Origin of the sequence: Providencia rettgeri, from assembly GCF_001874625.1 — a bacterium.
Classification (GTDB): Bacteria; Pseudomonadota; Gammaproteobacteria; order Enterobacterales; family Enterobacteriaceae; genus Providencia; species Providencia huashanensis.
Genome location: NZ_CP017671.1, coordinates 1,351,088 through 1,376,049 on the forward strand (window position 1 = coordinate 1,351,088; position 24,962 = coordinate 1,376,049).

The window sequence follows — 24,962 nt, forward strand, 5'->3', positions numbered from 1 at the left end:
TAGTCCAATTTCCGATGCCTATAATTTCACTAATTTATCTTGGTTGGCGCTAGGAACGCAGAATATAGCGTCAAAGGCATCACTCACATTCGTCTCAACAGATGAGCTCTGCGATCTAACTCGGCTAGCGCCTTTAACGTCGTCCGACAATATTAAACATGAGCCCGCCACACCCCTAGCACTCATAATATGCTGTTCCACACTGTCTCTTTGGATTTTATCAGCGTCTGTGGGCTCCACCGAAAAGCCTAACGGACTGTCAGGCGAAGGAAACTGCATCTCCGGCACAGTACCCCCTAGATGCGTTGCTCCAATGGCACGGTAATCTTTCCTCCGATACGCAAGTTGCTGGCCCATAGGAACAGCCGTAAGTTCTCCAGAAAAGGAAACTGAAGTCTTCTGGATATGGTTGTTATGCGCAAGTAGAAGTATCTTCAAATTTGGATCTGCGTGAAGAAATCTCTCAACAGTGGTAGCTGTGAACATCTCACGAACGGAAGTGTCACCATCGAGTGAAGTGCCATCAAAGAGCATCTTCATGGTGCGCAATGTTTCGAGCGTATGTTCAATCGAACAGACACACTCCGACGCCCTTTGAAACAGCTCCTTTCCACCTCGCTGGACTAGAATTGGTTCCAATCCAGACAACCGCAACTTTAACCGACTAATCCGGGAGAAGGCTTGATCCTGTTTAGCGGTACCCAGTTCACCCCATTGCGCGGATGAAATCACGGGGGAATCGCCACATATGGATTCCAAAGACTGGATTAACGCATCGACGTCCGGCTTCAAAATGGGATCCAGTAAATCAATAGCCGCGGACAATCTCTGTAAGTCGTCAAGTGGGTTCAGCGTATTGGGCAAATCAACGCCAACCACCATAATGCTTTTTCCAGTCTCTAAAAGATAAGATTTGAGCCAAGTCAGCACCGACCCATACAGAGCGAAGGTCAATGGGTTCGTGATTTCCTCTAGCTTATCCGTGCTCGCTGAAGATTTGAGCCATTCGGAGATCCGGTTACCCTGAACCGCCCCGCACTCCAGCCCAATTGCATTAAACTCGTGCATCTCTACAAAGTATCGGATGAAACTGGCTCTGGCCAAGGAAAACTCAGAAACAAAGTGAGCCCCTTCGCCAATCCCTATCACTCTGGCATATTTCGCCATCGAAGATAGATCTTCAAGCTCACTGAAATCTACATTACAAGGCTGTAAGAGCGTTCTGATTGTTCTGTACGTCATATGTTCAACTCAATATCTTCATTATGATGGATCTGCTGTATCTAGTTCCTAGGTCAGGATACATAACGCCCTGTTAAGGTGTGAGCAACGCAATACCGAAGCCTCCACACACCACCTTAATCACTTAAATCAACGCATAGTGAAAATGCCACGCGTTGCGAATCACTCTTGAACAGTTTGTTAGCCCTTTGTCCAAATTTGGTACGTGTAATCAATATTTGAACTGAAACTTTGCTCAAATGTTTGCTTGAAACTCTGTGGAACTGAAGGGAAAAACACGTCGCCAGAGATGTGCTTATGAATCACTGAAAGATGGATAACATCTGCTTGTTCGATTAATGCTTTGTAAATTTCACCACCACCAGAAACAAAGACATGTGTTGTCGTGTTGTCTAAGTAAGCTAATGCCGATTCAACGCTTGTGAAATAAACAACATCAGGATCATTCGAGGCCATTTCAGTACGAGTAACCACAGCATATTTCCTATTCGGAAGTTTACCCATTGAGTCGAAAGTTTTACGACCGACTAAAAGCCAATGATTGTAAGTCATAGCTTTGAACAGGAGCTGCTCACCATATACATGCCAAGGTATATCCAATCCAGAGCCAATTACTCCATTCTCGGAAACAGCTGCCATAATGGATATTTTCATTTTTCCTCCTGAGGGCTAACAGCTTATTAGTTTGCTTTCTTATTAAACCGCAACACCATCACCCAGTCCAATACTGCTTCACAACCTGAATAACCTCGATTTTTCAGATCATTACCCCTCCATCTCAGGGGGCTTTTGAGCTTTTGGTTCTGTGAAAAGTGTGCACGCGGGATATTTATGCACGTTTTTGCACGTTAAATCCAGTGGGTCGAATTTTTCCCATGCTGAAACAGATACCTACAGAGATGCATTGTGAAAAGTGAGCAGGGCCGTGCAAATTAAGCCGCAAGAATTTTGGTGTTTTTGGGTGTTTTTTATTATAACTGTACGTACATACAGCATTCAGCCACGGAGGGCGAGCGTGTCGAAATCACCGTTTCTACAATCGGTCCGCACAGAAATTAGGACAAAGCAGTACAGCTACCGAACCGAGAAGTCCTATCTTTACTGGGTTCGTCAGTTCATCCTTTTCAATGACAAGAAGCACCCAAAAGTCATGGGTAATCACGAAATTGAGCGTTTCCTGAATCACCTCGCCGTCAATCGGGGAGTCAGTCCGGGCACTCAAAATCAGGCGCTATGCGCGATTATTTTTGTCTACAAGCATGTGCTGAAGCGGGAGATTGAAAACCTACAGTACAAGATGACGAAAACGCCTCGACGCATGCCAACCGTTCTGAGTCCCGATGAAGTTGCTTCTATTCTTCAAAACATGGATGCAGAGTATTGGCTCATCACTGCGCTTCTTTATGGATGCGGTTTGAGAATCAACGAAGCTCTTTCGCTTCGCGTGAAAGACATCGACCTAAAAAGCCGCAGTTTGCTCGTATTCAACGGTAAGGGACGAAAAGATCGATACACACTGATTCCAGGCAATCTAAGAGAAAACATGGAGCGACAATTCGCCCATGTCAGGGCTGTACATGAGTCCGATCTGGCCGATGGATTCGGGCTTACGTCAGTGCCGGCCTCACTTCACAAGAAGTATGGACCGGCCATGAAGGACTTTGGTTGGCAGTACCTGTTCCCATCCGTAACAAGATGCGTTCATCCCATCGCTGGTTATGTGTGCCGCCACCATCTTCATCATTCATCGTACTCGCGGCGATTGAGGCAGGCCGTTCTGGCCACGGGAATCACCAAGCGTGTGACGGCTCATACCTTTCGGCATGCCTTTGCGACAGAGTTATTGAGATCGGGGAGCGATATCAGGACGGTCCAGGAAATTCTTGGGCATAGCGACATTCGAACGACAGAAATCTACACGCATGTCATTGGCGATCGACGTGCTGGAACCGTCAGCCCTTTTGATCGTTTGCCAAGTTCTTGATGGGGCGTTGCTTACCCGTTTAAGGGGCGTAAAGCCTGGAATTGGGAGTGCGGCGAATGTCCGCTTTTGTTTATGAGCTGATTTCGAGGTATTTGACGACCAGCGATGATCGTTTAAGATGAAGTTGCGGTACAGGGAGAGGTCCCGATGGCCGCGACCGGCGATGAGGGGGCGTGCCATTAATGGCTTACCCCCGAATCCCTCTCTTGCAGCAGCTCCCTCAAGAAACTCGCCCGCCTGGTGGCATTGCTTACCGATTTTACGATGGACGCAAAATCACTAGCCTGCCCGACAATATGTATCTCTGCCTCGGCACGGGTAATCGCCGTGTAAAGCCACGCACGGTCTGAGATACGCCCCGTCTGGACTGCCACGATGATTCTCGGGAACTGGCTCCCTTGAGCCTTGTGGAGCGTGATTCCGTAGCCAAGCTCCATGCAATCGAAGACTTCATCCGTAATTGAAATGGCTTCGCCGGTATCCAGCGTCACGACACCAAATGTTTCCTGGCCGTCCTTGGTGTCGCGCTCTGTTGAGGATAATACGCCAAGAGACCCATTCTGAATGCCGATGTTGTACTTGTTCCTGGTGAAGAGGATCGGGTCGCCCACTCTGATATCGAGGAAGAATTCATCGCCATGCAGTCTAAACTGCAAGCACTCCCCATCGGGATTGATCAGCTTTTGGCACTCACGGTTCACCTCGCCAACTAGAGCCTTGGTGGCTCCGATGATCTGAGTGTTATAGGGTGACTCCGCATACAAGGATTTGCACTTATCGACCATCTTCTGCGGAGGCGTCTCGTGGAACGTGATTGCGCCAACCGATAACGCAGGAGGCACCTCACCCCGATTGATGGTGGCCGAGTATTCCGGGATGCCCGTTGAGTCTTCCTGGCGTTTGACGATGTTCAACTCAACCGTAGCGATTGCACCGGACTCAACGATGTCTGAGAGGACTTTGCCGCAGCCGATGGCTGGTAGCTGGTTCGGATCGCCGGTCAGGATGATGCGTACCGAAGGATCGAGGTGCGTAACAATCCGATACATGGTCGGCAGGTCGGTCATACTGGCTTCGTCGATGACCAGGAGATGCTGCGCCTGATCCAGTGACGGCGAGATCGGCTCTTCCCGCAACAGGCGAGCAATTGTCATGGTGAAGAATCCGATGCTCTCGTGCAGTCGCATAGCAGCTCGCCCCGACAGAGCGACGGCATGAACCTGATAGCCTAGTGCGGCATAGGCTTTGAGCACGGCACGAAGGACCGTGGTTTTACCCGTACCGGCACCACCCGTAATGCAGGACACCGCATTGGTAAGGCTCAACTCGACCGCTTGGACCTGCTGCTCGGTCAGGTCGTAGGGCAACTCCTGAACGGCCTCGGTGAGCGCCTTGAAGACGGATTCATCTTCATTCTTGATGGCGGCCAGGGCCTTGAGCCGCTTCGCAACGACCGACTCCATCATGATTTGGGCGGTAGGGTGGTAGGTGCCGGTCTCTGGCCTGAGAATGAACTGGCCGTTGCGATAACCGCTGGCGAACGCCTCTGCGACCAGAGCTTTATCGCCCAGAAGCTTGGTCACCTCGGGCCTGAGCGCCGGATGGGAGGCGTAGGTGTGCCCCTTTTCTACCTCTTTTCGTATCGCGCTTTCTAACGCAGCTGCGAGCCGCACCGGTGCCGATTTATCCATGCCCATTTTTTCAGCAATCGCATCGATATCGGGAAAAGGCATTCCGAATCCGAGCAATGCGTAGGGATTGGTCTTGAGTACCTCAACGGTTCGATTATCGTGGTACTTTAGAATGCGTTGCTGGATGCTCAGCGGCACTCCCAGAGAAGCCAGCCAATTCGCATGCGCAAGGTTTTTGTACTTGGCGTAGCCGTTGTATAGCGCGGTTACTGAAACCTCGCTAAGAACCTCCCTGAGACGGCCTCTGTGCTCGGAGGTATTGGATTGGAGCATGGGGTGCAGGTCACTGCCAAAAACGTTCCAGAGGGCGCGTGCTTTGGCCTCACCGATACCGGTGAACTCCTTTTCATTGGCAATGAAACGGATCAGCGCCTCGCCCGTTTCCGGCAGCGTGCACTCCATCTCAGCTGGGGCGTCATACAAATGTTGCTGAAGCTTATAATCGCCTGCCTGAACGGTCTCCAGCGTCCTTACGCCACGCACTCGCCATTGCTGACCAACGGACGGCTTGATAGGCAGGGACTGGTTTTCGCATCGGATGCTGACGATGTATTTGCCCGAGTTGATCTTGTAACTGTCAGTCTTGAGGGGAACGCCCGTGAAGATCGTGTATTTATAGCCGTTATGCTGGCAGCTGGTGACACGGAAATACTCTTCATGCATCGGGCGCTACTCCGAACTCTGTGAGGACTTCGGACAGTTCACCGTAACGTTTTAGCTTGGCTTCGAGGGTTGCCACCCGGGCCTTTAGTTCAATGTTTTCCTGCTCCAGCACTGAGAGCCTTCTCGATTCCATGGCTCTTTTGTTAACGCTGGGATCATAGCGTTTGGGTTCTGATCGCTGGGCCTTGGCGGTTTCGGTCAGTTCTGGCAGAACACCCCGATAACGCAGGTTCTGCTCCAGATTCTCCAATGCCGTTTTGATGGCCGGATTCTGGCGCAACGCGCTCTTTCCGATGCCTATGGCTTTGGCCACTTCGCCACGGTTTAACTGGCCCCGATGGAGGATCTGCTTAAAATCGTCATCCGTTTGGGTGGCCACCCAGCTCTGGAAGGCACTCAGGTTCTGACGTGCTCTTTCCTGACCATTACTCATCAATTTCCCCCAGGATCTTCTTGAGCCCGGTCAGGAAGCCACGAGGCAGGATTTCCACACCATACTCATCCTTCACCTGACCCAATTCGTTCGCCTGGAACCCGAGCTTTTCGAGCCACTCATCGGTGCAGACGGTTTGCAGGGCTTTAATCTCGTTGTCAGAGCAGACTCCCTTCAATGAGGGCAGCAGCTCCACACTGGCGTCTGACTGGGGTTCACTGTAAACCGTAGGGCGCTTGTCGATGACGATCTGGGTTTGGTTCTTGAGCATGTTGGCTTCGCTCCTGTAGCGATCCCGCTCACGGATGATTTGCCCAAAAAGGGCTCGCACAGCTGTATCATCAATCCGCTCAAGCAACTGATGGTCCTGAGTTGGTCTCTTGGCAGGCCCTACCGGTGGCTTCTTGGTGGTGGTCTTCGCCTTAGCGGCCCACGCTTCAATCAGGTCCCGGTAATGCTTGTTCGCGGTGGCACGAATCGACTGATAGCCAACGCCGTCATTTTCCTCTGAGACACGCCCTATGGTGGTAATGGAGAAGTCCCGGGCACCGGATTCGTAGTAGTCCTTCAGGGTCTGGTTGAGCGTATCCAGGGACGACTGTGTTTTAGCGGTTTTACCGTCCTTGAGGGACTCCAGAACCGCATTGGTATCGATGTTCATTCTTCCACCTCCAGGGCGGGAATCCGCGCCACGGATTCAGTAGGCAAGGTGATTGGGGCTATCTTCTTCACGGCGTCAAACCCGGATTTCAGCAGCCGATCGTCTTTCAGGAATTCCTGCGCCTCAATGTAATTGGACGCGATCCGGTAGCCCTCAAGCCGATCTTCGGGGGCGGCGATTTTGGCCATCTTGCGCATGAGCGCGTTACCCGCAATCAACTGGGTTTGTTCGTCCATTTCAAGGAAAACGGGCTTGTACCCGGAACGGGCCATCATGCGGCTCAAGGCGTTGGTACGCTTGGCTATCGCGGGCGTCTTGCGCAGATCATCATGCAGATCGGGGTGGAACTCAGCGTCCTCGCACAGCAGTGCCAGGTGCAGTAACTCCGAGTCAGTTTCGACGAACTTCATACTATATTTGAGGTCTTCATCAGAGCCGACCGCGATCAGCTTTTGCCCGTCGTCGTCCTCTTCACGCCCATTCTCGATCTGGATCACCCGATTGATCAGGTTGAAAATTGCGATGCAATCCTTGGCGTACTCATCCGCCTCCACCCTCTGCTTCTCGTAGCGCCGTTCTATCGCCTGAAGTTCGTTGTGCTTGAGAAACACTGCACCGGTTTCCTCAGCGATGAACAGCTCATCCTTTAGTGCTTCTAGCTGACCCTCTAGGTGAACAGACAGCTCGGCCGCCTGGTGCGCCTTGTAGCTCACCTGGTTGAACGCAGAATTGAGAGCCGGAAGATAGGTGGCATCGGTAATGTGCCAGCGACAGCGGGGACAGTTTTCCGGCCCGAGGGGGACCGGGCCATAAACTCTTGAATGTGCGCTTTCTGAACCCCTAACTATCGGGCCACCGTTCCAGCACCCGCCTACGGTGGACAGCTCATCTGAGCGCACGGTGTTGCCCCCAACCAGGCACAAGCCCGTGGCTCGTTCCTCCCAGCCGATGGGATTCCGGTTGGCAAGCACGCTCTCGACGGAATTGTGCTGGTCGTTGTGAAAGGCAGCCCGGAGCGGGATCTGTCTCATTTCCGCGTCCACCAGGAAGTTTCGGAGCGAGCCTTCACCTCGTTCGGACAGAACTGCGTGTGCCTCCTTCATTTTGTCGGCCATCACGGAGGGCGTGATCTTGTTGTAATAGATCGTCATCAGAAGCCGTGTGTGGCCGGCCAGAAGCTTCGCGATCACCGGCAAGGGGAGGTCGGTGTCCATGGTGTAGCAGGTGATCAAGGAGACCCGAAGGCTGTGAAGCGGGTAGTCCGTTGCCACCTTAGCGGCTTCCGTACCTTCAAAGTCCTCGCCGTAGTCTTTCACAAACCGAAGGCGATCCCCGTTGGCCATCGTTTGGCCCGACTGGAAGACATCCTCTTCCAGTTTGGACAACAGGCGATACCACGAACTAGCCAATGAGGTGTAGGTAATTGGAAAAGCAGAATTACGCTCCCTGAATAAAAAGGCAAACTCGCCCATTTGTTTCAATTGTTGCTTGGATTTAGCGACGCCAATATGGCTACGCTTAAGCTCTGTGCCACTGACCAGTCGGTTAATCGGGTTGTATTTTTCCTGCCAACTGCGGAGCTTTTCCAGCCAATACAGCAGCTCTTCGTGCTGCCAAGGGATGGTGTATCCCCGCTGAAGTTCATCCTTGTTTTGATCGGCGGTTTTGTTGGTGGACACGTAGAGGCCGGTCGAGTACCCCTCGGTCATGGAGTCATATATGCGGCGGAAGACGCCTTTCTCATAAGGTCGCTTGGGCGTTCCATACTTGAAGGGGTGCTTGGTGTTTTCCACCCATTGCCCACCTTCATAGCGCCAGGTATCGGCTTCGCCGGAGTCCAGAAACCTCACCTGAAAAGAGCGCAGGGGTAGGTGCAGCTTGGTAAACAGGAACATCGCCATGACCGGCGACCAGATTTCGTGGACCTCAACTCTTTCTCCCTTCCTGGGCACAATCCGAGTCCGGAAAACGCAATCCGGATCATCAGGGTCGATGACCTCGGGCGGCACTTCCACCCATGCCCCATTGCCAGACTGAAGGTGATCGATGGCCCATTGCCAGTCCCGGAAATGGTGGCCTACCCACGGCGTTTTATTGCCGGGGTCGTCGGTTGGATAGGGGCAGAGGATGTGCCTCAGTTGCTGGATGTAGCGATAGGGCAAGGGGCTGTGGACGGTTTCGGTGTTTGATGTGTTATTCGTGATTTTCTCGAACGGATTCGGGAATAGGGGCCGCCCAACGCCGTTATCGTCCTCGGCGCTCAAATGGTGCTTGAGGATGTAATTGCATAAATCGACCGTGGACGAAATGTGTTTAGAGTTTTTAGTAATCGATCCACTGCTAACCAGAAAGGCCTCAAACTCTTCCGTGGACACCTTGTGACCACCCGGATGGCCCTTGAACATCGTGGCCACGTCAACGGCGTACGGGGCTTTAGCGTTCAGATAGTTAAAGAAGTGTCTTAAGCATTTTAATCGCAGATCAATGCCTACGTTTTGCTCCGCAAGCCATTCGGCGGCGTACTGCTGCCATTGCAGCCAGTTGTGCCCCAGTTCCTTAGTCACCCACCCCAGCGTCAGATCCGTGGTGTAGCCTTTACTCGTCCTTCTTTTTGTCATGATTTACCTTTGCCCAATCGTGGATTCTTGCCCGTAAAGTGGCCGTTTGGATCAATGTCTTCAAAACCGTGTTCTGCAAGCGTCTTCCAATCGAAAGATGCGGGGGGCTTTTCCTTATCCGATCCCAACTGAAGTTGTTGTGTTGCCTGGGACAGCGCTTCCGAGACTTTCGCGCTGGAGGGCATGGTGTAAGGAACCTGAGACTCCAGGCTTGCGTGATGCAGGCACTTTTTGCGAATAAGCGGATCGACTCCGGCATCCGTCAATCGACGGCCATAGTTGTGGCGATGGCCGTGTGGATCTAACCCTACGGTCTTGTCGGGTTCGAGACCAATTCGTCTTAACCCAGCCGCATAATTTTGGTTGAAGGAATTGTAGGTATAGGGATTGCCCAGATAGCGAGAGTCGAAGCTAACAAACGCATAGGGATGATGGCACTCCACCGATGCACGGAAAACCAAATACTGTCGCCACAGCGACATGAATACTTGGGCAAACTCTTGCGGGAAGAAATGCGCCTCCAGGTAGCCATCCTTGTCATCTAGGGTTTTGGATTTCCAGCCGAGATGTGGGGTTTTTTGCATCTCCTGGCGCGGGATGCGTGCGTATTTTTCTTGAAGGTACGCCTTGCGGGTTTTTATCCCTTTTCGGGACTTCCAGCCTTCAGGTGCCTTACCTTCTATCTCGTTGTAGATCCTCACGATTGCCCGATCTGGATCGGAGGGGTCTTCAAAGACATCGGTGACCCAGAGTAACAGTGCTTCGCTCACCCTCAATCCGGTCGCGTGCATCAGGAGCACGATAAGCTTGTCCCGCAGCGCAACTCGCGGGTCTTTGGCTCCTCCCAGGCCCTTCATATAGAAGTCTTCAAACTTTCCCGTAGGGAAGGCGATGGCATCGTCATTGGTTTTTGCCAGAGGTGTTCTGCCCTTGATGCTGCGGGCTCTTTTTACCGTGGTACTAACCGAGGTGTCTTTAATGTGCCCGAGGAAATCATTCTGGTTACGCCTAAACCAAGCGGCGTACTGAATGCGTTCCTCATGTCGAGTGGCTGTGCGCAAGGTATTGAGAGGCTTGCCCAGACCTTTGTCCGAGAGCCAATTGGTGAAATTCGTCAGATTGCTGATGTGTCGATGTATCGTGCCATTACTGGCCGGTATCCAATACAGGCCAGAGGGGTCCAATCCATCTTCACCGATGGTCCCGCTGTAGAGCCGTCGGACGAAGCCCGCGAACAACGCTTCGGGTTCATCGAACATGCCTTCGTTGGCATCCATGAACTCGATGAGGAGTCTAATCGACTGAATATGGTTGGTGATTGTTGAAAATGAGATGCCATTTAGGTGAAGGCTAAGCACATAATCTGTGACCGACCCCAAAACCCCTTGGTCGGTCAGAATGACCGGGATCTCTGTGGTTACTCCACTGTTATCCTGAACTACCTTGGCTGTAACCTTCGTTGCAAACATCCTTGAATCCTACACAAATTACACATTATTTACTATATATATAGTGCAGTCTTCAGGAAAAAGAAACCCCCAATTAAGGGGGTTTTTATCAAATTTACACAGTTCTATGTACTATAGAGAACTAAGAGCCCCTTTCATACGCTTATTACGAATTAAAATGAAGTTCGTTTATAAGTGCGGTACTCCGGTTTCCAGAAATTACGTTCAATTGCTTCATCAAGTGCTTCATCCGAAGTTACGGTTGCAACACCTTGAATCTGTGCTTCTTTTGCAACTTGTTTAGCAATGATACGAGAAACGTGTTGGATATCAGAAAGCAAAGGTAATAACGCCCCTTTCCCTTCTTTTGCCAGAGGAGAACAGCTTGCTAACGCACGGCTGGCAGCCATTAACATACCATCAGTGACACGTTTAGCACCAGAGGCAATCACACCAAGACCAATACCCGGGAAGATATAGGAGTTGTTACATTGTGCAATTGGGAACACTTGGTCTTTGTAAGACACTGGGCTAAATGGACTTCCTGTTGCGACTAAGGCCTTGCCATCAGTCCAATTGATAATGTCTTCAGGGCGAGCTTCAACCCGCGAAGTTGGGTTCGATAATGGCATGACGATAGGGCGTTCACAGTGCTTATGCATCTCTTTAATGATTTCTTCTGTGAATAACCCAGCTTGGCCAGATACACCAATTAATATGGTTGGTTTGGCATTACGCACCACATCTAACAGTGAAATTGAGTCACTGTTAACATCCCAATCAGTTAAACTTCCACTGTTTTGGGTTAATTTGGCTTGGAAGTCGAGTAAATTAGGCAGTTTATCGGTTAACAGACCAAAGCGGTCAACCATATAAATGCGCGAACGCGCTTCTTCGTCACTCAGACCCTCAGATTTCATTTGGGCAATGATTTGCTCAGCAATACCACACCCGGCTGAACCGGCGCCTAAGAAAGTGACGCGTTGGTCGCTTAACTTACTACCAGCAGCATGGCTAGCTGCAATTAAGCTACCAAGTGCGACGGATGCAGTACCTTGAATATCATCATTAAAACAGCAGAGCTCATCACGGTAGCGGTTTAACAACGGCATTGCATTCTTCTGTGCAAAATCTTCAAATTGCAGCAATACATTTGGCCAGCGGCGTTTTACCGCTTGTACAAATTCTTCGAGGAATTCGTTGTATTCATCGCCAGTGATCCGTGGATGACGCCATCCCATATACAGGGGGTCATTCAGGCGTTGTGGATTATTGGTCCCCACATCAATAACGATTGGCAGGGTATAAGCTGGGCTGATCCCCCCACACGCAGTATATAAAGAGAGTTTACCAATTGGGATGCCCATTCCACCGATACCTTGGTCACCAAGACCTAAGATACGTTCACCATCGGTTACAACGATGACTTTTACGTTTTGTTTGGTGGCATTTTGTAGCATGTCGTCGATGTATTCACGGTTCGGATAAGAAATAAATAAACCGCGTGCACGACGATAAATATCAGAGAAATGCTCACAGGCTTCACCCACCGTAGGGGTATAGATGATTGGCATGACCTCTGTAAGGTGGGCATCAATAAGGCGATAAAATAAGGTTTCGTTGGTGTCTTGAATATTTCTTAAATAGATATGCTTATCAATATCTGATTTAAAATCAATTAATTGGCGGTAAGCACGCTCAACTTGTTCTTCGATGGTTTCAACTTGTTCAGGCAGTAATCCATGTAAGTTAAAACTTGCGCGTTCTTCTTCGGTGAACGCACTTCCTTTATTCAGTAAAGGAAACTCAAGCAAAATTGGGCCAGCGTAGGGTATATAGAGAGGGCGTTTTGTTTCGTATTCATGTTCCATGAAATATCACTCTTCGGACGATTAATCAACAAAGTCAGGGTAGATCCTAAGCTAAACAGCAAATATGTACAGTAAATAATGATAAAAAAGCGTTAAAAAATTTACTGAAAAATATTGTGCATATGATAAGGAGTTTAAGCGCGAAAGGGAATGAAAGCTGTCAATGGTGTACTCATTACGGTGGGTAGATCACGGTTAGGCAAGTATGAATGAATTCTTTTTATCTCAACGGTTTTTTAAACAATGGTTTAACTTCCTGATGGATAAATTCTCTTAATGTTTTTTTCACTGTTTTTAATGAGTTAGTGAGTGAAAAAATTAGTTTACTGTAAGCGAAATTATATTTTCAAACATCATATATTGCTGCAAGTTTTAAATTTATATAAGTTGAATTTTATTTTATATTTCATTTTTCACTAAGGAGTTTTATGAATTTAATTAATGGGGTGTTAAGAAATAAGCGTATTTATATATTACTTATTATGGCATTTCTAGGAGGAATGAATCACTCAAGAGCAGACTATAACCCAATAGAAACACTAAGGAATATTGACAACTATTTCTATGAAAACAAATATGGTTCATCAATTTTTGGTCGAGTTATAACAGATTATTTTTATTTGGTGATGAAAGAAAAAAACAAAACAATTAATAAAACATTGATAGACAAAATAAATTATGACCATGCATTAGAAATGCTTCAAGTATTGAAGCGAAAAGCGAGGAAACAGAGTACAGGTGAAAAAGTCTCTCATGATATGACCTATAAAGAAGCAGATGAAATACACTATCTGGTTATGTTACGTAATAAAATACCGGAAGAAGCTTGGGTTTTAGGTGTGGTATTTTCTGTATTAGATGAAAAAGAAAAAGAATTTTATTGGCAAAAAATTATGGCAGCTTCCGGAGACCGTGGCCAGGAATTATCGGTAATATACAGCTTAATGAAAGTGATGTTAGAAAAGGAAAAGAAGGCCACTAAAAAACAGAAAATCATTATTAATAAATGGTATGAACGTATGAGTAAAACATTATCTTTTGCTAAATCATAGTTTTCATTTAAATAAGTTTAAAAATTAAATGTTATATAAATGTTAAGGTTTCAATTATTATGAAATTATATTTTGGTTTGATTCTACCGTTATTATTATTCTCTCATATTTCTTATGGGGAGAACCGCCCCGGTTTTGTTTGTGGACAGTTTAATAAGAATATTATCGAAGTTCCTAGTGAGTATGTTTTTCCATTTGCTGAATATGAAGGGTATAGCTATTTTGATCCAAGGTTTGTTGAAAACAAAAAAGGGTGTGAGGCTAATTTTAGAATTCTGCCAATGAGGATGTCATGGCCAGAAATGAAACCAATTGATTCAAATGAAAATATAAAAATAATTAGAGTATCTATTGAACCACTAGATGGAGATGTTAATGGCTATCTAGAGTATAAAAGATACTTATATCTTGATAGAGGAGAGGAGAAAATAAAAGGCGAGGTATTGTATGATGAAAAAATAAATCTTTACTTTAGCGATGTTGAATTAAAGAGGATGAAAAAAAATATTGATCCGGAATATTATAAAAACAGATACTATTGGGATTTGAAAAATAATGATGTAAATACTTTATTTGAATGTATTTGGATTCCATTTAGACAGGAGTATAGTGACTGTGATGCTATTTTTTTAATTGAAAACATTGGTGTTAAAGTTAGGTTAAATATGATTTTTGATGATTTAATTATGTGGGAAGAAATAAAGAATGATATTGTTATATTTTTAAACCAGAAAATGATAAATAGGAAATGATAAATGAATAATGTAACTAGTAGAAAAGGGAATATGAAATTAAATTGGACTGATACGTCTAAGGCTTTAAAAATATTAATTTTAACTAAAAAACCAGAATTGATGTATGAATATTTAGAAAGCAAAGGGGATCGATATGCTCCGTTAGCTAATAGTGTGGTAAAAGGGGACTCTTTTTCAGGTGCTTTTGCGTTAAATTATTTAGAAGAAGTAACAATAGAAAATGGTAAAAAATTTAATGAGGATAAAGTTAACAATATACGATTCGATATGGCTTATGGTTATGTCAAAATTTTACGAGACAGATTCACTGAGGAAGGCATAGAAATAAAAGGTGATATAACCCATGAAGAAGCAATGAAATTTCATGAACGTGTTTTTAGTAAATATGGCTTACCTGCGGAATCCTGGACCTTACAACCTGTTTTTGATGTACTATCAAACGGAGAAATAAGGGAGGTGTATTGGCAAAAGGCATTGGATGCGGTAGGTAATACAGAAAAAGAAACTGAATTAAGTTTAAGAACTTTAAATATTATGTTTGAAAGTTTATATGATGCCCCTGCTAGTAAGCAACCTCAAATACACCGTTGGCTTAGAAGGGTTGTAGACATAGACAATGCTGTGGATGGAGTAACCATTAGTCTTAAAAAGACATATGGTTCCATTGTAACACCTACAATTAAAACTAATATAGATAATATTAATGCGCTAGTGTACGAAACAGGTAATCCATTAATCGATAGAGGAACTAATAGGTTTTCATTTTGGAATTTCCCATCTGGCGATAATAATCGACTTTCTGTACAAACAGATTGGCGTGGTCAAACGGAATTTACACATAAAAATCTATTGTCTGAATATTATTTAGAAAGACCTGACTATATATTACCAGAAACAGGCTTATTTAACTCACCATCAATTAATTACCAACCTAATATTAATCATTATGATCGTATGATTGATAATTTAAGAGACAATATGTCATCAATGAATTCATTCGATAGTTCTTTTAATAACTATTTCTCAGACAGAACAGCATCAAATATTCCCTCTCGATTTTCTAGCTATTCATCAAATTCATTTTTTAGTTAGTTACTGAATTAAAGTTTTATCAATTTATTAAAAACATATGAAACATAAAAAATGGTTATTGCCAATAATTAGCTTGTTGACAATAACCATACATGGAACATGAGAGAACATTAATCCAAATAAGCTAATTCAATATTTTGGCAACCTAGTGCCTGTAATGTATTTTCGGTAACACACCAATGTTTGATAATCGCATCTTGTTTTTCAACAAATTTAGCTTGGTCGATGGCATGAATATCTTTACCTGCTAGGTTAATCATAATTAAAGCGGCTTGCAGTGGCGGTAAACTTGGGTTGAATGCGGCATTTTCTGCGTAGCGTCCGGTAAACAGTGAGCCATCTTTTAATTGTAACGCAATTCCTGAATGGGATTGGCTATAAGGTGCATGGGATTGGTTTGCAGCCTCAATTGCTGCACTTAATAACCGGTCACGGCTTTGGTTTTTATAACCATGGTCAACAGTGTCTAGCAGTAGTGTAGTAATATTGAGGTCAGAGGGCCCAAATGAGTCTGGTAAATAGTGGTGTAGTACCGCAGGTGTGCGGCCTGGTAAATTCACCATAATTTTGCCACCTTCGCGTAATTCATTCATAAATTGGCGGCAGTGCCCACATGGTGTGTAATTCACGGTAATTGAGGTAATTTGTGTTTCACCTTTCATCCATGAATGGGTTACAGCACATTGTTCTGCATGAATGACTTGCCCCATTGATACGTGGCTAAATTCCATATTGGCACCAAAGTACAAATTACCACTTGCACCGCAAGCGATTGCACCAACTTGAAAATGGGAGATAGGTGTGACGGCATAGGCTGCGGCAAAAGGTAACAATGCAAAAGCTAATTCCGAATCGTTAATACCACTTTGTGTTTTAATATTTTTAACTTGTTCTGCGGTTAACATCCCCGAAAAATCGGACTTATCGATGATAGGTCTAAGTACAGACTGTAACTTTTCTGGAAGCTCGGCCCAAGCGGCCTTAAATCTTGAATGCATGAGTTACCCTCCCTATTTAATTGTTTTCATTCTATTCAATAATACGTAGAACAATATGTGACTAAAGTCACTATTTTAAATGAAACATATGAAACAAATTCTTGAATTGAGAGAAGTATCTCATGTTTTAATGTGAGCTAGTGAGTAAGAGGCTGATTAATTCCTCTTACTCATATGATTAGTTATTTTCTTAGTGAGTTAAGCTTAGCTAAAAAGATGTAAAATGACAGGAAATATAAACGGAGCAATAAGTGAAGTGATCACACCACAGGTCATTAGTGCTAGTGAGCTATAAGCCCCTTCAATATAATTCACTTCAGCGCAACGTGCGGTGCCTAAGGCGTGAGAAGCAGTTCCCATTGCAAGGCCTCTAGACGCGTGGGTTCGAATACGCAGCACATCAAATAAGCTATGGCCGAACATGGCGCCTAAAATCCCAACAAACAACACACAAGCAGCACTAATGGCAGGGACCCCACCAACCGAATCAGCAACAGCCATCGCAATAGGGGTAGTGACCGACTTAGGTAAAATAGAACCTGCGATATCAGGGGTTGCACCTAACCAGAGTGCAATGGCTGCACCACTGAACATAGCCACTAAGCTACCAGCAAAACAAATGCTTAATAAGGATTTCCACTGAGCGCGGATCTGGTGCATTTGCTCATAAAGTGGAAAAGCAAGCGCGACGACTGCAGGTTGCAGTAAATCATTGAGTATTTTGCTACCTGCAAAATAGTGCTCATAGGATGTGTTAGTTAAAACTAATAGCGTAATAAGCACCGCTATTGTGACCAATAGTGGGTTTAAAATTGGTAATTTAAATTTTACTGACAGCTGGCGTGCTAAATAAAACACTACAATAGTCAGCGGCAATGACCACCAAATATGCGCTAGCATTAGTCCTCCCCCTTAGTTTTATCATTATTAATAACCGAAGAAATAGGTTCTTCAGGGGGTAACGGAACTTCATCTGGTTTAGCGCCAACGACAGGGCGTTCTTTATGGATATAGTTTGAACTGATAGCAACAACGACCATGACGATTAAGGTACTGACCACACAAGAAACGATGATAGGAACCATTTGTTGACTGATTAATTCATAGTAATTCATTATGCCAACACCAATAGGAACAAACAGAATGGTCATATTTTTCAATAAAATACTGCAACCGGGTTGGGCCCAGTGAGCTGGAATTATTTGTAATGCAAGCAATACAAATAAGATTAACATACCGACAATGCTGCCGGGAATGGAAAAGGGAAGTAGTGCGGAAATAAGGTTTCCGATAATCAGGCAGAGGTAAAGTATTGCAAAAGCGCGCAAATATTGCCACCCCGTTATCAGTACCTGCTTAAATGACATGAGACTGGTCCTGTTATGTAATATCTATTCATCATACAATTAACTTTATAATTGTGCTACCGATCACAATAAAAAGGCAATAAAAAAGTGGGGAGTTTTTAGCTCCCCACTTATAACAAATAACTGGATTACTGCATATGCTCGTTATTTAACTTGCATACCTGGCTGTGCTCCGTTATCAGGGCTGAGCAGATAAATATCTTTTCCACCAGGGCCTGCTGCCATTACCATACCCTCTGAAATACCAAAGCGCATTTTACGTGGCGCAAGGTTTGCAACCATCACGGTTAAACGGCCTTCCAATACTTTTGGATCTGGATAAGCAGAGCGAATACCAGAGAATACTTGGCGAGTTTCACCACCAATATCTAGTTGTAATTTCAAAAGTTTATCAGAGCCTTCAACAAAATCAGCGTGTTTGATTAACGCGATACGTAGGTCTATTTTAGCGAAATCATCAAAAGTGATAGTGTCTTGGACAGGATCGTCAGCCAAAGGCCCAGTAACTTGCTGGATAGGTTTGATGCTCTCTTTTGAGGCTTCAACCATCGCATCTACTTTTGCCATTTCAATACGGTTAAATAGCGCTTTGAACGGTGCGACGCTGTGGTTCAATAATGGGGTGTTAATCGCATCCCATGCAAGTTCCGTATTTAAGAATGCTTCCGCACGTTTAGTCAGGCCTGGTAAAACGGGTTTCAGGTAAGTCATGAGAATTCGGAACAAGTTAATACCCATAGAGCAAATATCTTGCAGCTCTTGGTCTTTACCTTCTTGTTTCGCGACCACCCAAGGGGCTTTCTCATCTACGTAACGGTTAGCGATATCGGCCAGAGCCATAATTTCACGGATAGCTTTATTGTATTCGCGGTTGTTATAGTCCTCACCAATGATTTTTGCAGCATCGACAAACTGTTGGTATAGCTCAGGTTCAGCTAAGTTTGCTGATAATTTGCCATCAAAGCGTTTAGCGATAAAACCTGCATTACGGGAGGCTAGGTTAACCACTTTATTGACGATATCACTGTTCACTCGTTGTACGAAGTCTTCTAAATTCAAATCGATATCATCAATACGTGAAGATAGCTTCGCTGCATAGTAATAGCGTAAGCAATCAGCATCTAAATGATCTAAATATGAACGTGCAGTAATAAAAGTACCGCGCGATTTAGACATTTTTGCACCGTTTACCGTGACATAGCCATGAACAAATAAATTTGTCGGTTTACGGAAATTACTGCCTTCTAGCATGGCTGGCCAAAATAGGCTATGGAAATAGACGATGTCTTTACCAATAAAATGGTAAAGATCAGTTTTTGAGTCCTTATTCCAAAATTCATCGAAATCGAGATCACCGCGTTTATCACAGAGGTTTTTAAATGAGCCCATATAGCCGATAGGAGCGTCAAGCCAGACATAGAAATATTTCCCCGGCGCATCAGGAATTTCAAAACCGAAATAAGGCGCATCACGAGTGATATCCCATTGTTGTAGGCCTGATTCGAACCATTCTTGCATTTTGTTTGCGACTTGTTCTTGTAATGCGCCTGAGCGAGTCCACGCTTGAAGCATGTCGCTAAATGCAGGAAGATCAAAGAAAAAGTGTTCGGAATCACGCATTACAGGTGTAGCACCAGAAATCACCGAACGTGGATTAATTAATTCCGTTGGGCTATAGGTTGCGCTACACACTTCGCAGTTGTCACCGTATTGGTCTTCAGCTTTACATTTTGGGCAAGTGCCTTTAACGAAGCGATCAGGTAAAAACATGCCTTTTTCTGGGTCGAAAAGCTGTGAAATGGTTCGGTTTTTAATAAAACCGTTATTTTTCAGCTTCCCATAAATCAGTTCTGATAATGTTTTATTTTCTGCACTATGTGTTGAGTGGTAATTATCATAGCTAATGGCAAAACCAGCAAAATCGTCCTGATGCTCTTGGCTCACTGCTGCAATCATTTCTTCGGGAGTAATACCGAGTTGCTGCGCTTTAAGCATGATTGGCGTACCGTGCGCGTCATCGGCACAGATAAAGTGAACCTCTTTGCCGCGCATTCGCTGATAACGGACCCAAATATCAGCCTGAATATGTTCCAGGATATGACCAAGATGGATTGAACCGTTAGCATAGGGTAACGCACAGGTTACCAGTGATTTATTCGCGACTTGAGACATAGTAACTTTCTTACTTCCATTATTTGAAAAGGGTCTTTGATGTTAACCGATCAAAACCATCGCTGCTAGGGGTATAAAATATTAATTGGAAATTTGTTTAAAAAAGAAATTGTTATCTGAGACACCATAAAACTTTGTCATTCAGTTCACTTTAGGGGGGGGAGATTAACTCTTCGTGGCTTTTCCTGAGCTTAGCTTCACTATTTTTTGTGTTCTCTGTTATGATTAATCTTAGTCAAAGTATATTCAGCGGATCTTCGGTAGTTTACTGAGTTTGATAAACCTAGAGACGCTATTTAGGATATACATAGTTCAAAAATATAAATAAAGGAGCCGGGATGAACGATAAATCCCCCGAGCAAAACAAACCAGAACTGTTGACTGAACAAGTCTCCAAGGTTTTGGCTTCATTTACACACCCAACGCTGCAACGTAATTTGATTGCTATTAAAGCATTACACCACTGCGCAATGTTGGACAATGTGCTGCATGTCGAGTTAGTGATGCCTTTCGTTTGGAAAGGGCCGTTTCAAGCATTAATTAGCGAAAAAACAGCAGAATTAAAACAACAAACCGGCGCACACGCAGTTGAATGGAAACTTCGTCATGATATTACGACGTTAAAACGAGCAAATGATTTGCCCGGTATTAATGGTGTTCGTAATATCTTAGCGGTGAGTTCAGGTAAAGGTGGTGTTGGTAAATCAAGTACCTCGGTAAACTTAGCATTAGCTTTGGCGCAAGAAGGGGCTAAAGTCGGTATTCTTGATGCGGATATCTATGGCCCATCAATTCCGAATATGTTAGGGACCACACTAGAGCGCCCTACATCTCCTGATGGTCAGCACATGGCACCGATAATGGCTTATGGTCTAGCAACGAATTCAATCGGTTATTTAGTTACTGACGATAATGCGATGGTTTGGCGTGGCCCAATGGCAAGCAAAGCATTAATGCAAATGCTCCAAGATACACTATGGCCAGATTTAGACTATTTAGTTATCGATATGCCACCAGGAACGGGTGATATTCAACTCACACTGTCACAAAATATCCCAGTAACCGGTGCAGTGGTTGTTACTACCCCACAAGATATCGCATTAGTTGATGCCATGAAAGGTATCGTGATGTTTAAGAAAGTGAATGTCCCTGTACTGGGAGTGGTCGAAAATATGAGTGCTCATATTTGTAGTAATTGTGGCCATGTTGAACCAATTTTTGGTACTGGTGGCGCAGAGAAATTAGCAGAAAAATACCATACTAAGTTATTAGGGCAGGTTCCACTGCATATCTCTTTACGTGAAGACTTAGACCGTGGGCAACCGACAGTTATGCGTGACCCTGAAGGTGAGTTTGCGGATATTTACCGTGAAATTGCGTCAGGTATTTCTGCACTTATGTATTGGGAAGGGGATAAAATCCCAACGGAAATTTCTTTCCGTGCGGTTTAAGTTATCGCAAAATAGAAACCATTATTGAGCGCTAAAAGTAAACTAGCTTAATAAGTGAAATAGGGGGTAAGCGCGGCTTTTCCCCTTTTTTATTAGCAAATGTTCTGAGTTGTATTTTTCTTTTTGTTTTTTATATCTCTTATAACGGAAAAATGTTTACCTAAACTTTCTATTTTTCTGATTTATATGCTTAGCGTTTCTTTATTGCTTAATGTTCGCGTAGAATAGCAGCATATCTTGTTTAATCAGTTGTCTTCCTGCGGGTAAGCCCTAAAAGGTGATTATGAAATTTTTAATTTTTATTGTTGTTATAGCGATTATTATTTTTTACTTTTATAACCGCATTGTGGCATTGCGTGAAGCGGTTATTTCTAGTGAAACTGAAATTTCAGTTCAATTAGATCGCCGTGGAAAAGTATTTGATAGTTTGCTTGCAACGGTTAAAAAATATTTAAGCCATGAAACCGAAGTTTTCAGTAAAATTACTGAACTACGAACCCAAGCACAAAATGCAACAGGGGATAAAGCACGAGAAGCGGAAGATGCGCTGTCTAAAATGGTGACTAGTGGCGCTATCAATGTTGCGGTTGAAGCTTATCCAGAGTTAAAGTCAGATGCGATTATGGCCAATTTGCAAGAGGAAATCGTTTCTTCTGAGAATAAACTTTCTTTTGCCAAACGTGGTTATAACCGTTCATTAGAAACGTATAACGCTTATATAGCCTCAATGCCAGCTGCACTGATTGTTGGTATTATTCCGAGCTTAAAAATATCTAAGGAATACTGGCGTCTTGATGAAGAAACGATTAAATCTGAAGAATCACGTCGTATTAACTTCGATTAAATATCGTTTTAATTCATAATATTGAAAAATCATTGGGGTGCTGAGGTTCCTTCTAGACAGCATTCCAATGTTTTGTATTATTGTAGAGAACAGGTCATTTTATGGATTTTAGAAACGTCATACGCAAAAATAATATTCGTACTCGTTTAGTTGTGATGAGTTACATTTTGCTAATGTTAGTCATTGGTTTACTGGCGGATATTGCAACGCACCCAAATGAACAGCTAGATTTGTTTGATAATGCGATGGAGTTTGTGACGTTTCAAGAGTGGCCTATAGCGACATTTATTGTTCTAGGTTTGACATTTCTTGGGTTGATTTATATTCATTTTAGAGGGCATAAAATGATGCTAGCGGGAATGAACGCTAGGGAAATCACTCAGGAAAATGCAAAAAGTTCTGAAGAAAAACAACTGTTCAATATTATCGAAGAGCTTAGTTTGAGCGCTAGTTTAGGTTATATTCCACGTTTATATATTTTAGATACTGACGAGCCGAATGCTTTTGCTGCGGGGTGGAACAAACGTAATGCCCTTGTGGGAGTGACCCGAGGTTTGCTTCAAAGCCTTAATCGACAGGAGGTTCAGGCCGTTTTAGCTCATGAAGTGGGGCATATTATCCATGGGGACTCAAAATTAACCTTGTATGTGGGTATTTTAGCAAATGTTATTTTGACGGTGACCAATTTATTTAGCCAAATCTTTATTCGCACGGCTGGGCGAAGCAGAAATAATGCCGCTAATAAGGCTCAAGTTATTTTACTAGTCCTTAATTTCGTTTTACCGTGGATAACACAAATTCTTTATTTTTACTTATCTCGCACACGTGAATATATGGCAGATGCAGCCGCAGTCGATCTGACATCTGATAACCAAGCCATGATCAGTGCGTTGAAAAAAATATCTGGGAAGCATGAAACCCATGAGTACGATGAGCGAAGTACTGGTCAGGCTTATCGAAAAGCGGCTTATATTTTTAATAAGGGAGATTCAGTTTTTTCTACACACCCATCTATTGAAAACCGCATTGCTGTCTTGGAAGGTAAAAAGCAATTTTAATAGTAAAATAAATACAGCGAGTATTGATTAGCGGCTTTTCTTCAAATATTGGCGTTTTTTTAGCAAACTTTGCCGAGGGATGCTGGAACAACACGTCATTACCCCCTATAATTCCGCCAACATAACATTTCTATGTTATGTATTTTCATTTCTAAAATATTTAACCAGGTTATCATTTTATGACTGACATAGCGCATCACTGTACCATTGTAGGTATATCGGGAGCCTCTGCATCTGGCAAAAGCTTAATTGCAAGCACTCTATATCGAGAACTTAGGGAAAAGGTCGGTGATCATAATATAGGTGTTATTCCAGAGGACTGTTATTATAAAGACCAAGCAGATATTCCAATGGAAGAACGGCTTAAAGTAAACTATGACCATCCTAATTCAATGGATCACAGCTTGCTTTATGAGCATCTTAAATCACTGAAAAGTGGTCAAGCAGTAGAAATTCCTCAATACGACTATGTCGCTCATACTCGCAAACAAAAAACCATTACGTTTAAACCTAAAAAAGTCATTATCATTGAAGGCATTTTATTGTTAACTGATAAACGCTTACGTGGTGAGATGGACTTTTCTATTTTTGTTGATACTCCACTCGATATTTGCTTGATGCGCCGCATTAAACGTGATGTAAATGAAAGGGGCAGAACACTTGATTCTGTCATCGAACAATATAATAAAACTGTGCGCCCAATGTTTTTGCAGTTTATTGAACCGTCTAAGCAATATGCTGATATTATTGTACCTCGCGGTGGTAAAAACCGGGTTGCGATAGATGTCTTGAAAGCAAAAATTGGTGAATTCTGTCAAGATTAACAAATTAGCGCAGAGACTAAAATAATGAAGGGGGAAACAACCATGCGTCTATGTGACCGCGATATTATTCAATGGATGGATGATGGTAAATTAGTCATTAGCCCACGCCCACCCGTTGAACGGATTAATGGTGCAACCGCTGATGTTCGACTGGGTAATCAATTCCGTGTTTTTCGTGGGCATACCGCTGCATTTATTGACCTGAGCGGTCCCAAAAATGAGGTTAATGCCGCGTTGGATCGTGTAATGAGCGATGAAATCGTGCTAGGTGAAGATGAACCATTTTTCCTACATCCAGGGGAATTAGCACTTGCAGTGACGCTTGAGTCTGTTACGCTCCCTGACAATCTTGTTGGTTGGTTAGATGGTCGTTCTTCACTAGCAAGGCTGGGTTTGATGGTGCACGTAACAGCACATCGAATCGATCCCGGCTGGCATGGGCAAATCGTGTTAGAGTTTTATAATTCTGGGAAATTGCCTTTAGCGTTACGTCCGGGTATGGTGATCGGTGCTTTAAGTTTTGAGCCATTATCTGGTAGTGCAGACCGCCCATATAATAGCCGTCAAGATGCTAAATATAAAAACCAACAAGGTGCAGTAGGTAGCCGGATTAGCGAAGACTAAGCACTGTAATTTTGCGGAACTTGTTGTTCTTGAAGGATATGAGAAGCAATTTCCGCCCATTTTCAGGGATAGCAGTGGTGTAAGTTCGCTTTATGATGGGCGCTGGTGGGTTTT

The 24,962-nt window shown here is 44.3% G+C and carries 21 protein-coding genes; 9 read left to right on the forward strand and 12 right to left on the reverse strand.

Annotated features, from left to right (window positions below; all coding sequences use genetic code 11):
- Window positions 1-18: 18 nt before the first annotated feature.
- A complete protein-coding gene (locus RB151_RS06070; protein WP_071547859.1) occupies window positions 19-1,242 on the reverse strand; it encodes an erythromycin esterase family protein in 1,224 nt (407 codons plus the stop codon).
- Between the two features lie 180 nt (window positions 1,243-1,422).
- Window positions 1,423-1,896: a trimethoprim-resistant dihydrofolate reductase DfrA46 gene (gene dfrA46 / locus RB151_RS06075; protein WP_071547860.1), complete on the reverse strand. Its 474-nt coding sequence runs from the start codon at window positions 1,894-1,896 to the stop codon at window positions 1,423-1,425.
- A gap of 361 nt (window positions 1,897-2,257) precedes the next feature.
- Between dfrA46 and RB151_RS06080 the strand changes: the two genes are divergently transcribed.
- Complete coding sequence (locus RB151_RS06080; protein WP_008169685.1) at window positions 2,258-3,226, forward strand: integron integrase; 969 nt, start codon at window positions 2,258-2,260, stop codon at window positions 3,224-3,226.
- A gap of 179 nt (window positions 3,227-3,405) precedes the next feature.
- On the opposite strand, the gene RB151_RS06085 is transcribed toward RB151_RS06080, so the two are convergent.
- From RB151_RS06085 to RB151_RS06110, 6 genes are all read right to left on the reverse strand, one after another.
- The gene (locus RB151_RS06085; protein ID WP_071547861.1) at window positions 3,406-5,580 is read right to left on the reverse strand and encodes an AAA family ATPase; all 2,175 of its coding nucleotides are present in this window, start codon (window positions 5,578-5,580) and stop codon (window positions 3,406-3,408) included.
- Entirely contained in the window at window positions 5,573-6,013 is a 441-nt protein-coding gene (locus tag RB151_RS06090; protein WP_071547862.1) for a VPA1267 family protein, read from the reverse strand. Before RB151_RS06090 ends, RB151_RS06085 begins: the two co-directional genes overlap by 8 nt.
- The gene (gene gmtX / locus RB151_RS06095; RefSeq protein ID WP_071547863.1) at window positions 6,006-6,674 is read right to left on the reverse strand and encodes a gamma-mobile-trio protein GmtX; all 669 of its coding nucleotides are present in this window, start codon (window positions 6,672-6,674) and stop codon (window positions 6,006-6,008) included. Before gmtX ends, RB151_RS06090 begins: the two co-directional genes overlap by 8 nt.
- Window positions 6,671-9,292: a gamma-mobile-trio integrase GmtZ gene (gene gmtZ, locus RB151_RS06100; RefSeq protein ID WP_071547864.1), complete on the reverse strand. Its 2,622-nt coding sequence runs from the start codon at window positions 9,290-9,292 to the stop codon at window positions 6,671-6,673. Before gmtZ ends, gmtX begins: the two co-directional genes overlap by 4 nt.
- Window positions 9,289-10,761: a gamma-mobile-trio recombinase GmtY gene (gene gmtY / locus RB151_RS06105; RefSeq protein WP_071547865.1), complete on the reverse strand. Its 1,473-nt coding sequence runs from the start codon at window positions 10,759-10,761 to the stop codon at window positions 9,289-9,291. Before gmtY ends, gmtZ begins: the two co-directional genes overlap by 4 nt.
- 152 nt (window positions 10,762-10,913) lie before the next feature.
- Window positions 10,914-12,611, reverse strand: a complete 1,698-nt coding sequence (locus RB151_RS06110) for an NAD-dependent malic enzyme (RefSeq protein WP_071547866.1) — start codon at window positions 12,609-12,611, stop codon at window positions 10,914-10,916.
- Window positions 12,612-13,039: 428 nt separating this feature from the next.
- On the opposite strand from RB151_RS06110, the gene RB151_RS06115 reads away from it, so the two are divergent.
- Genes RB151_RS06115 through RB151_RS06125 form a run of 3 tightly spaced genes read left to right on the forward strand, consistent with a single transcriptional unit; the run spans window position 13,040 to window position 15,510 of the window.
- On the forward strand, window positions 13,040-13,663 hold the full coding sequence (locus RB151_RS06115) for a hypothetical protein (RefSeq protein WP_042846570.1): 624 nt from the start codon (window positions 13,040-13,042) through the stop codon (window positions 13,661-13,663).
- 59 nt (window positions 13,664-13,722) lie between these two features.
- The gene (locus tag RB151_RS06120; protein ID WP_071547867.1) at window positions 13,723-14,415 is read left to right on the forward strand and encodes a hypothetical protein; all 693 of its coding nucleotides are present in this window, start codon (window positions 13,723-13,725) and stop codon (window positions 14,413-14,415) included.
- Window positions 14,416-14,418: 3 nt separating this feature from the next.
- A complete protein-coding gene (locus tag RB151_RS06125; RefSeq protein ID WP_071547868.1) occupies window positions 14,419-15,510 on the forward strand; it encodes a serine protease in 1,092 nt (363 codons plus the stop codon).
- Between the two features lie 110 nt (window positions 15,511-15,620).
- Here the strand turns inward: RB151_RS06125 and cdd are convergent, their stop codons facing one another.
- The 4 genes from cdd to metG all read right to left on the reverse strand — a co-directional run bounded on the left by cdd (window position 15,621) and on the right by metG (window position 20,047).
- Entirely contained in the window at window positions 15,621-16,508 is an 888-nt protein-coding gene (cdd, locus tag RB151_RS06130; RefSeq protein WP_071547869.1) for a cytidine deaminase, read from the reverse strand.
- 204 nt (window positions 16,509-16,712) lie between these two features.
- On the reverse strand, window positions 16,713-17,408 hold the full coding sequence (locus RB151_RS06135; RefSeq protein WP_042846566.1) for a CidB/LrgB family autolysis modulator: 696 nt from the start codon (window positions 17,406-17,408) through the stop codon (window positions 16,713-16,715).
- Complete coding sequence (locus tag RB151_RS06140; protein WP_042846565.1) at window positions 17,408-17,875, reverse strand: CidA/LrgA family protein; 468 nt, start codon at window positions 17,873-17,875, stop codon at window positions 17,408-17,410. The genes RB151_RS06135 and RB151_RS06140 overlap by 1 nt, the downstream gene beginning before the upstream one ends.
- 144 nt (window positions 17,876-18,019) lie before the next feature.
- Window positions 18,020-20,047 (reverse strand): methionine--tRNA ligase, encoded by a 2,028-nt coding sequence (gene metG / locus RB151_RS06145; protein ID WP_042846564.1) that lies wholly within the window; start codon window positions 20,045-20,047, stop codon window positions 18,020-18,022.
- A gap of 338 nt (window positions 20,048-20,385) precedes the next feature.
- Between metG and apbC the strand changes: the two genes are divergently transcribed.
- The 5 genes from apbC (at window position 20,386) to dcd (ending at window position 24,848) form a co-directional block, all read left to right on the forward strand.
- The gene (apbC, locus tag RB151_RS06150) at window positions 20,386-21,498 is read left to right on the forward strand and encodes an iron-sulfur cluster carrier protein ApbC (RefSeq protein WP_042846563.1); all 1,113 of its coding nucleotides are present in this window, start codon (window positions 20,386-20,388) and stop codon (window positions 21,496-21,498) included.
- Window positions 21,499-21,781: 283 nt separating this feature from the next.
- Window positions 21,782-22,342 (forward strand): LemA family protein, encoded by a 561-nt coding sequence (locus tag RB151_RS06155; protein WP_042846562.1) that lies wholly within the window; start codon window positions 21,782-21,784, stop codon window positions 22,340-22,342.
- Window positions 22,343-22,443: 101 nt separating this feature from the next.
- On the forward strand, window positions 22,444-23,400 hold the full coding sequence (htpX, locus tag RB151_RS06160; RefSeq protein ID WP_042846560.1) for a zinc metalloprotease HtpX: 957 nt from the start codon (window positions 22,444-22,446) through the stop codon (window positions 23,398-23,400).
- Window positions 23,401-23,579: 179 nt separating this feature from the next.
- Window positions 23,580-24,224: a uridine kinase gene (gene udk, locus RB151_RS06165; RefSeq protein ID WP_042846559.1), complete on the forward strand. Its 645-nt coding sequence runs from the start codon at window positions 23,580-23,582 to the stop codon at window positions 24,222-24,224.
- Window positions 24,225-24,266: 42 nt separating this feature from the next.
- Window positions 24,267-24,848 (forward strand): dCTP deaminase, encoded by a 582-nt coding sequence (gene dcd / locus RB151_RS06170; RefSeq protein WP_042846558.1) that lies wholly within the window; start codon window positions 24,267-24,269, stop codon window positions 24,846-24,848.
- Window positions 24,849-24,962: the final 114 nt, after the last annotated feature.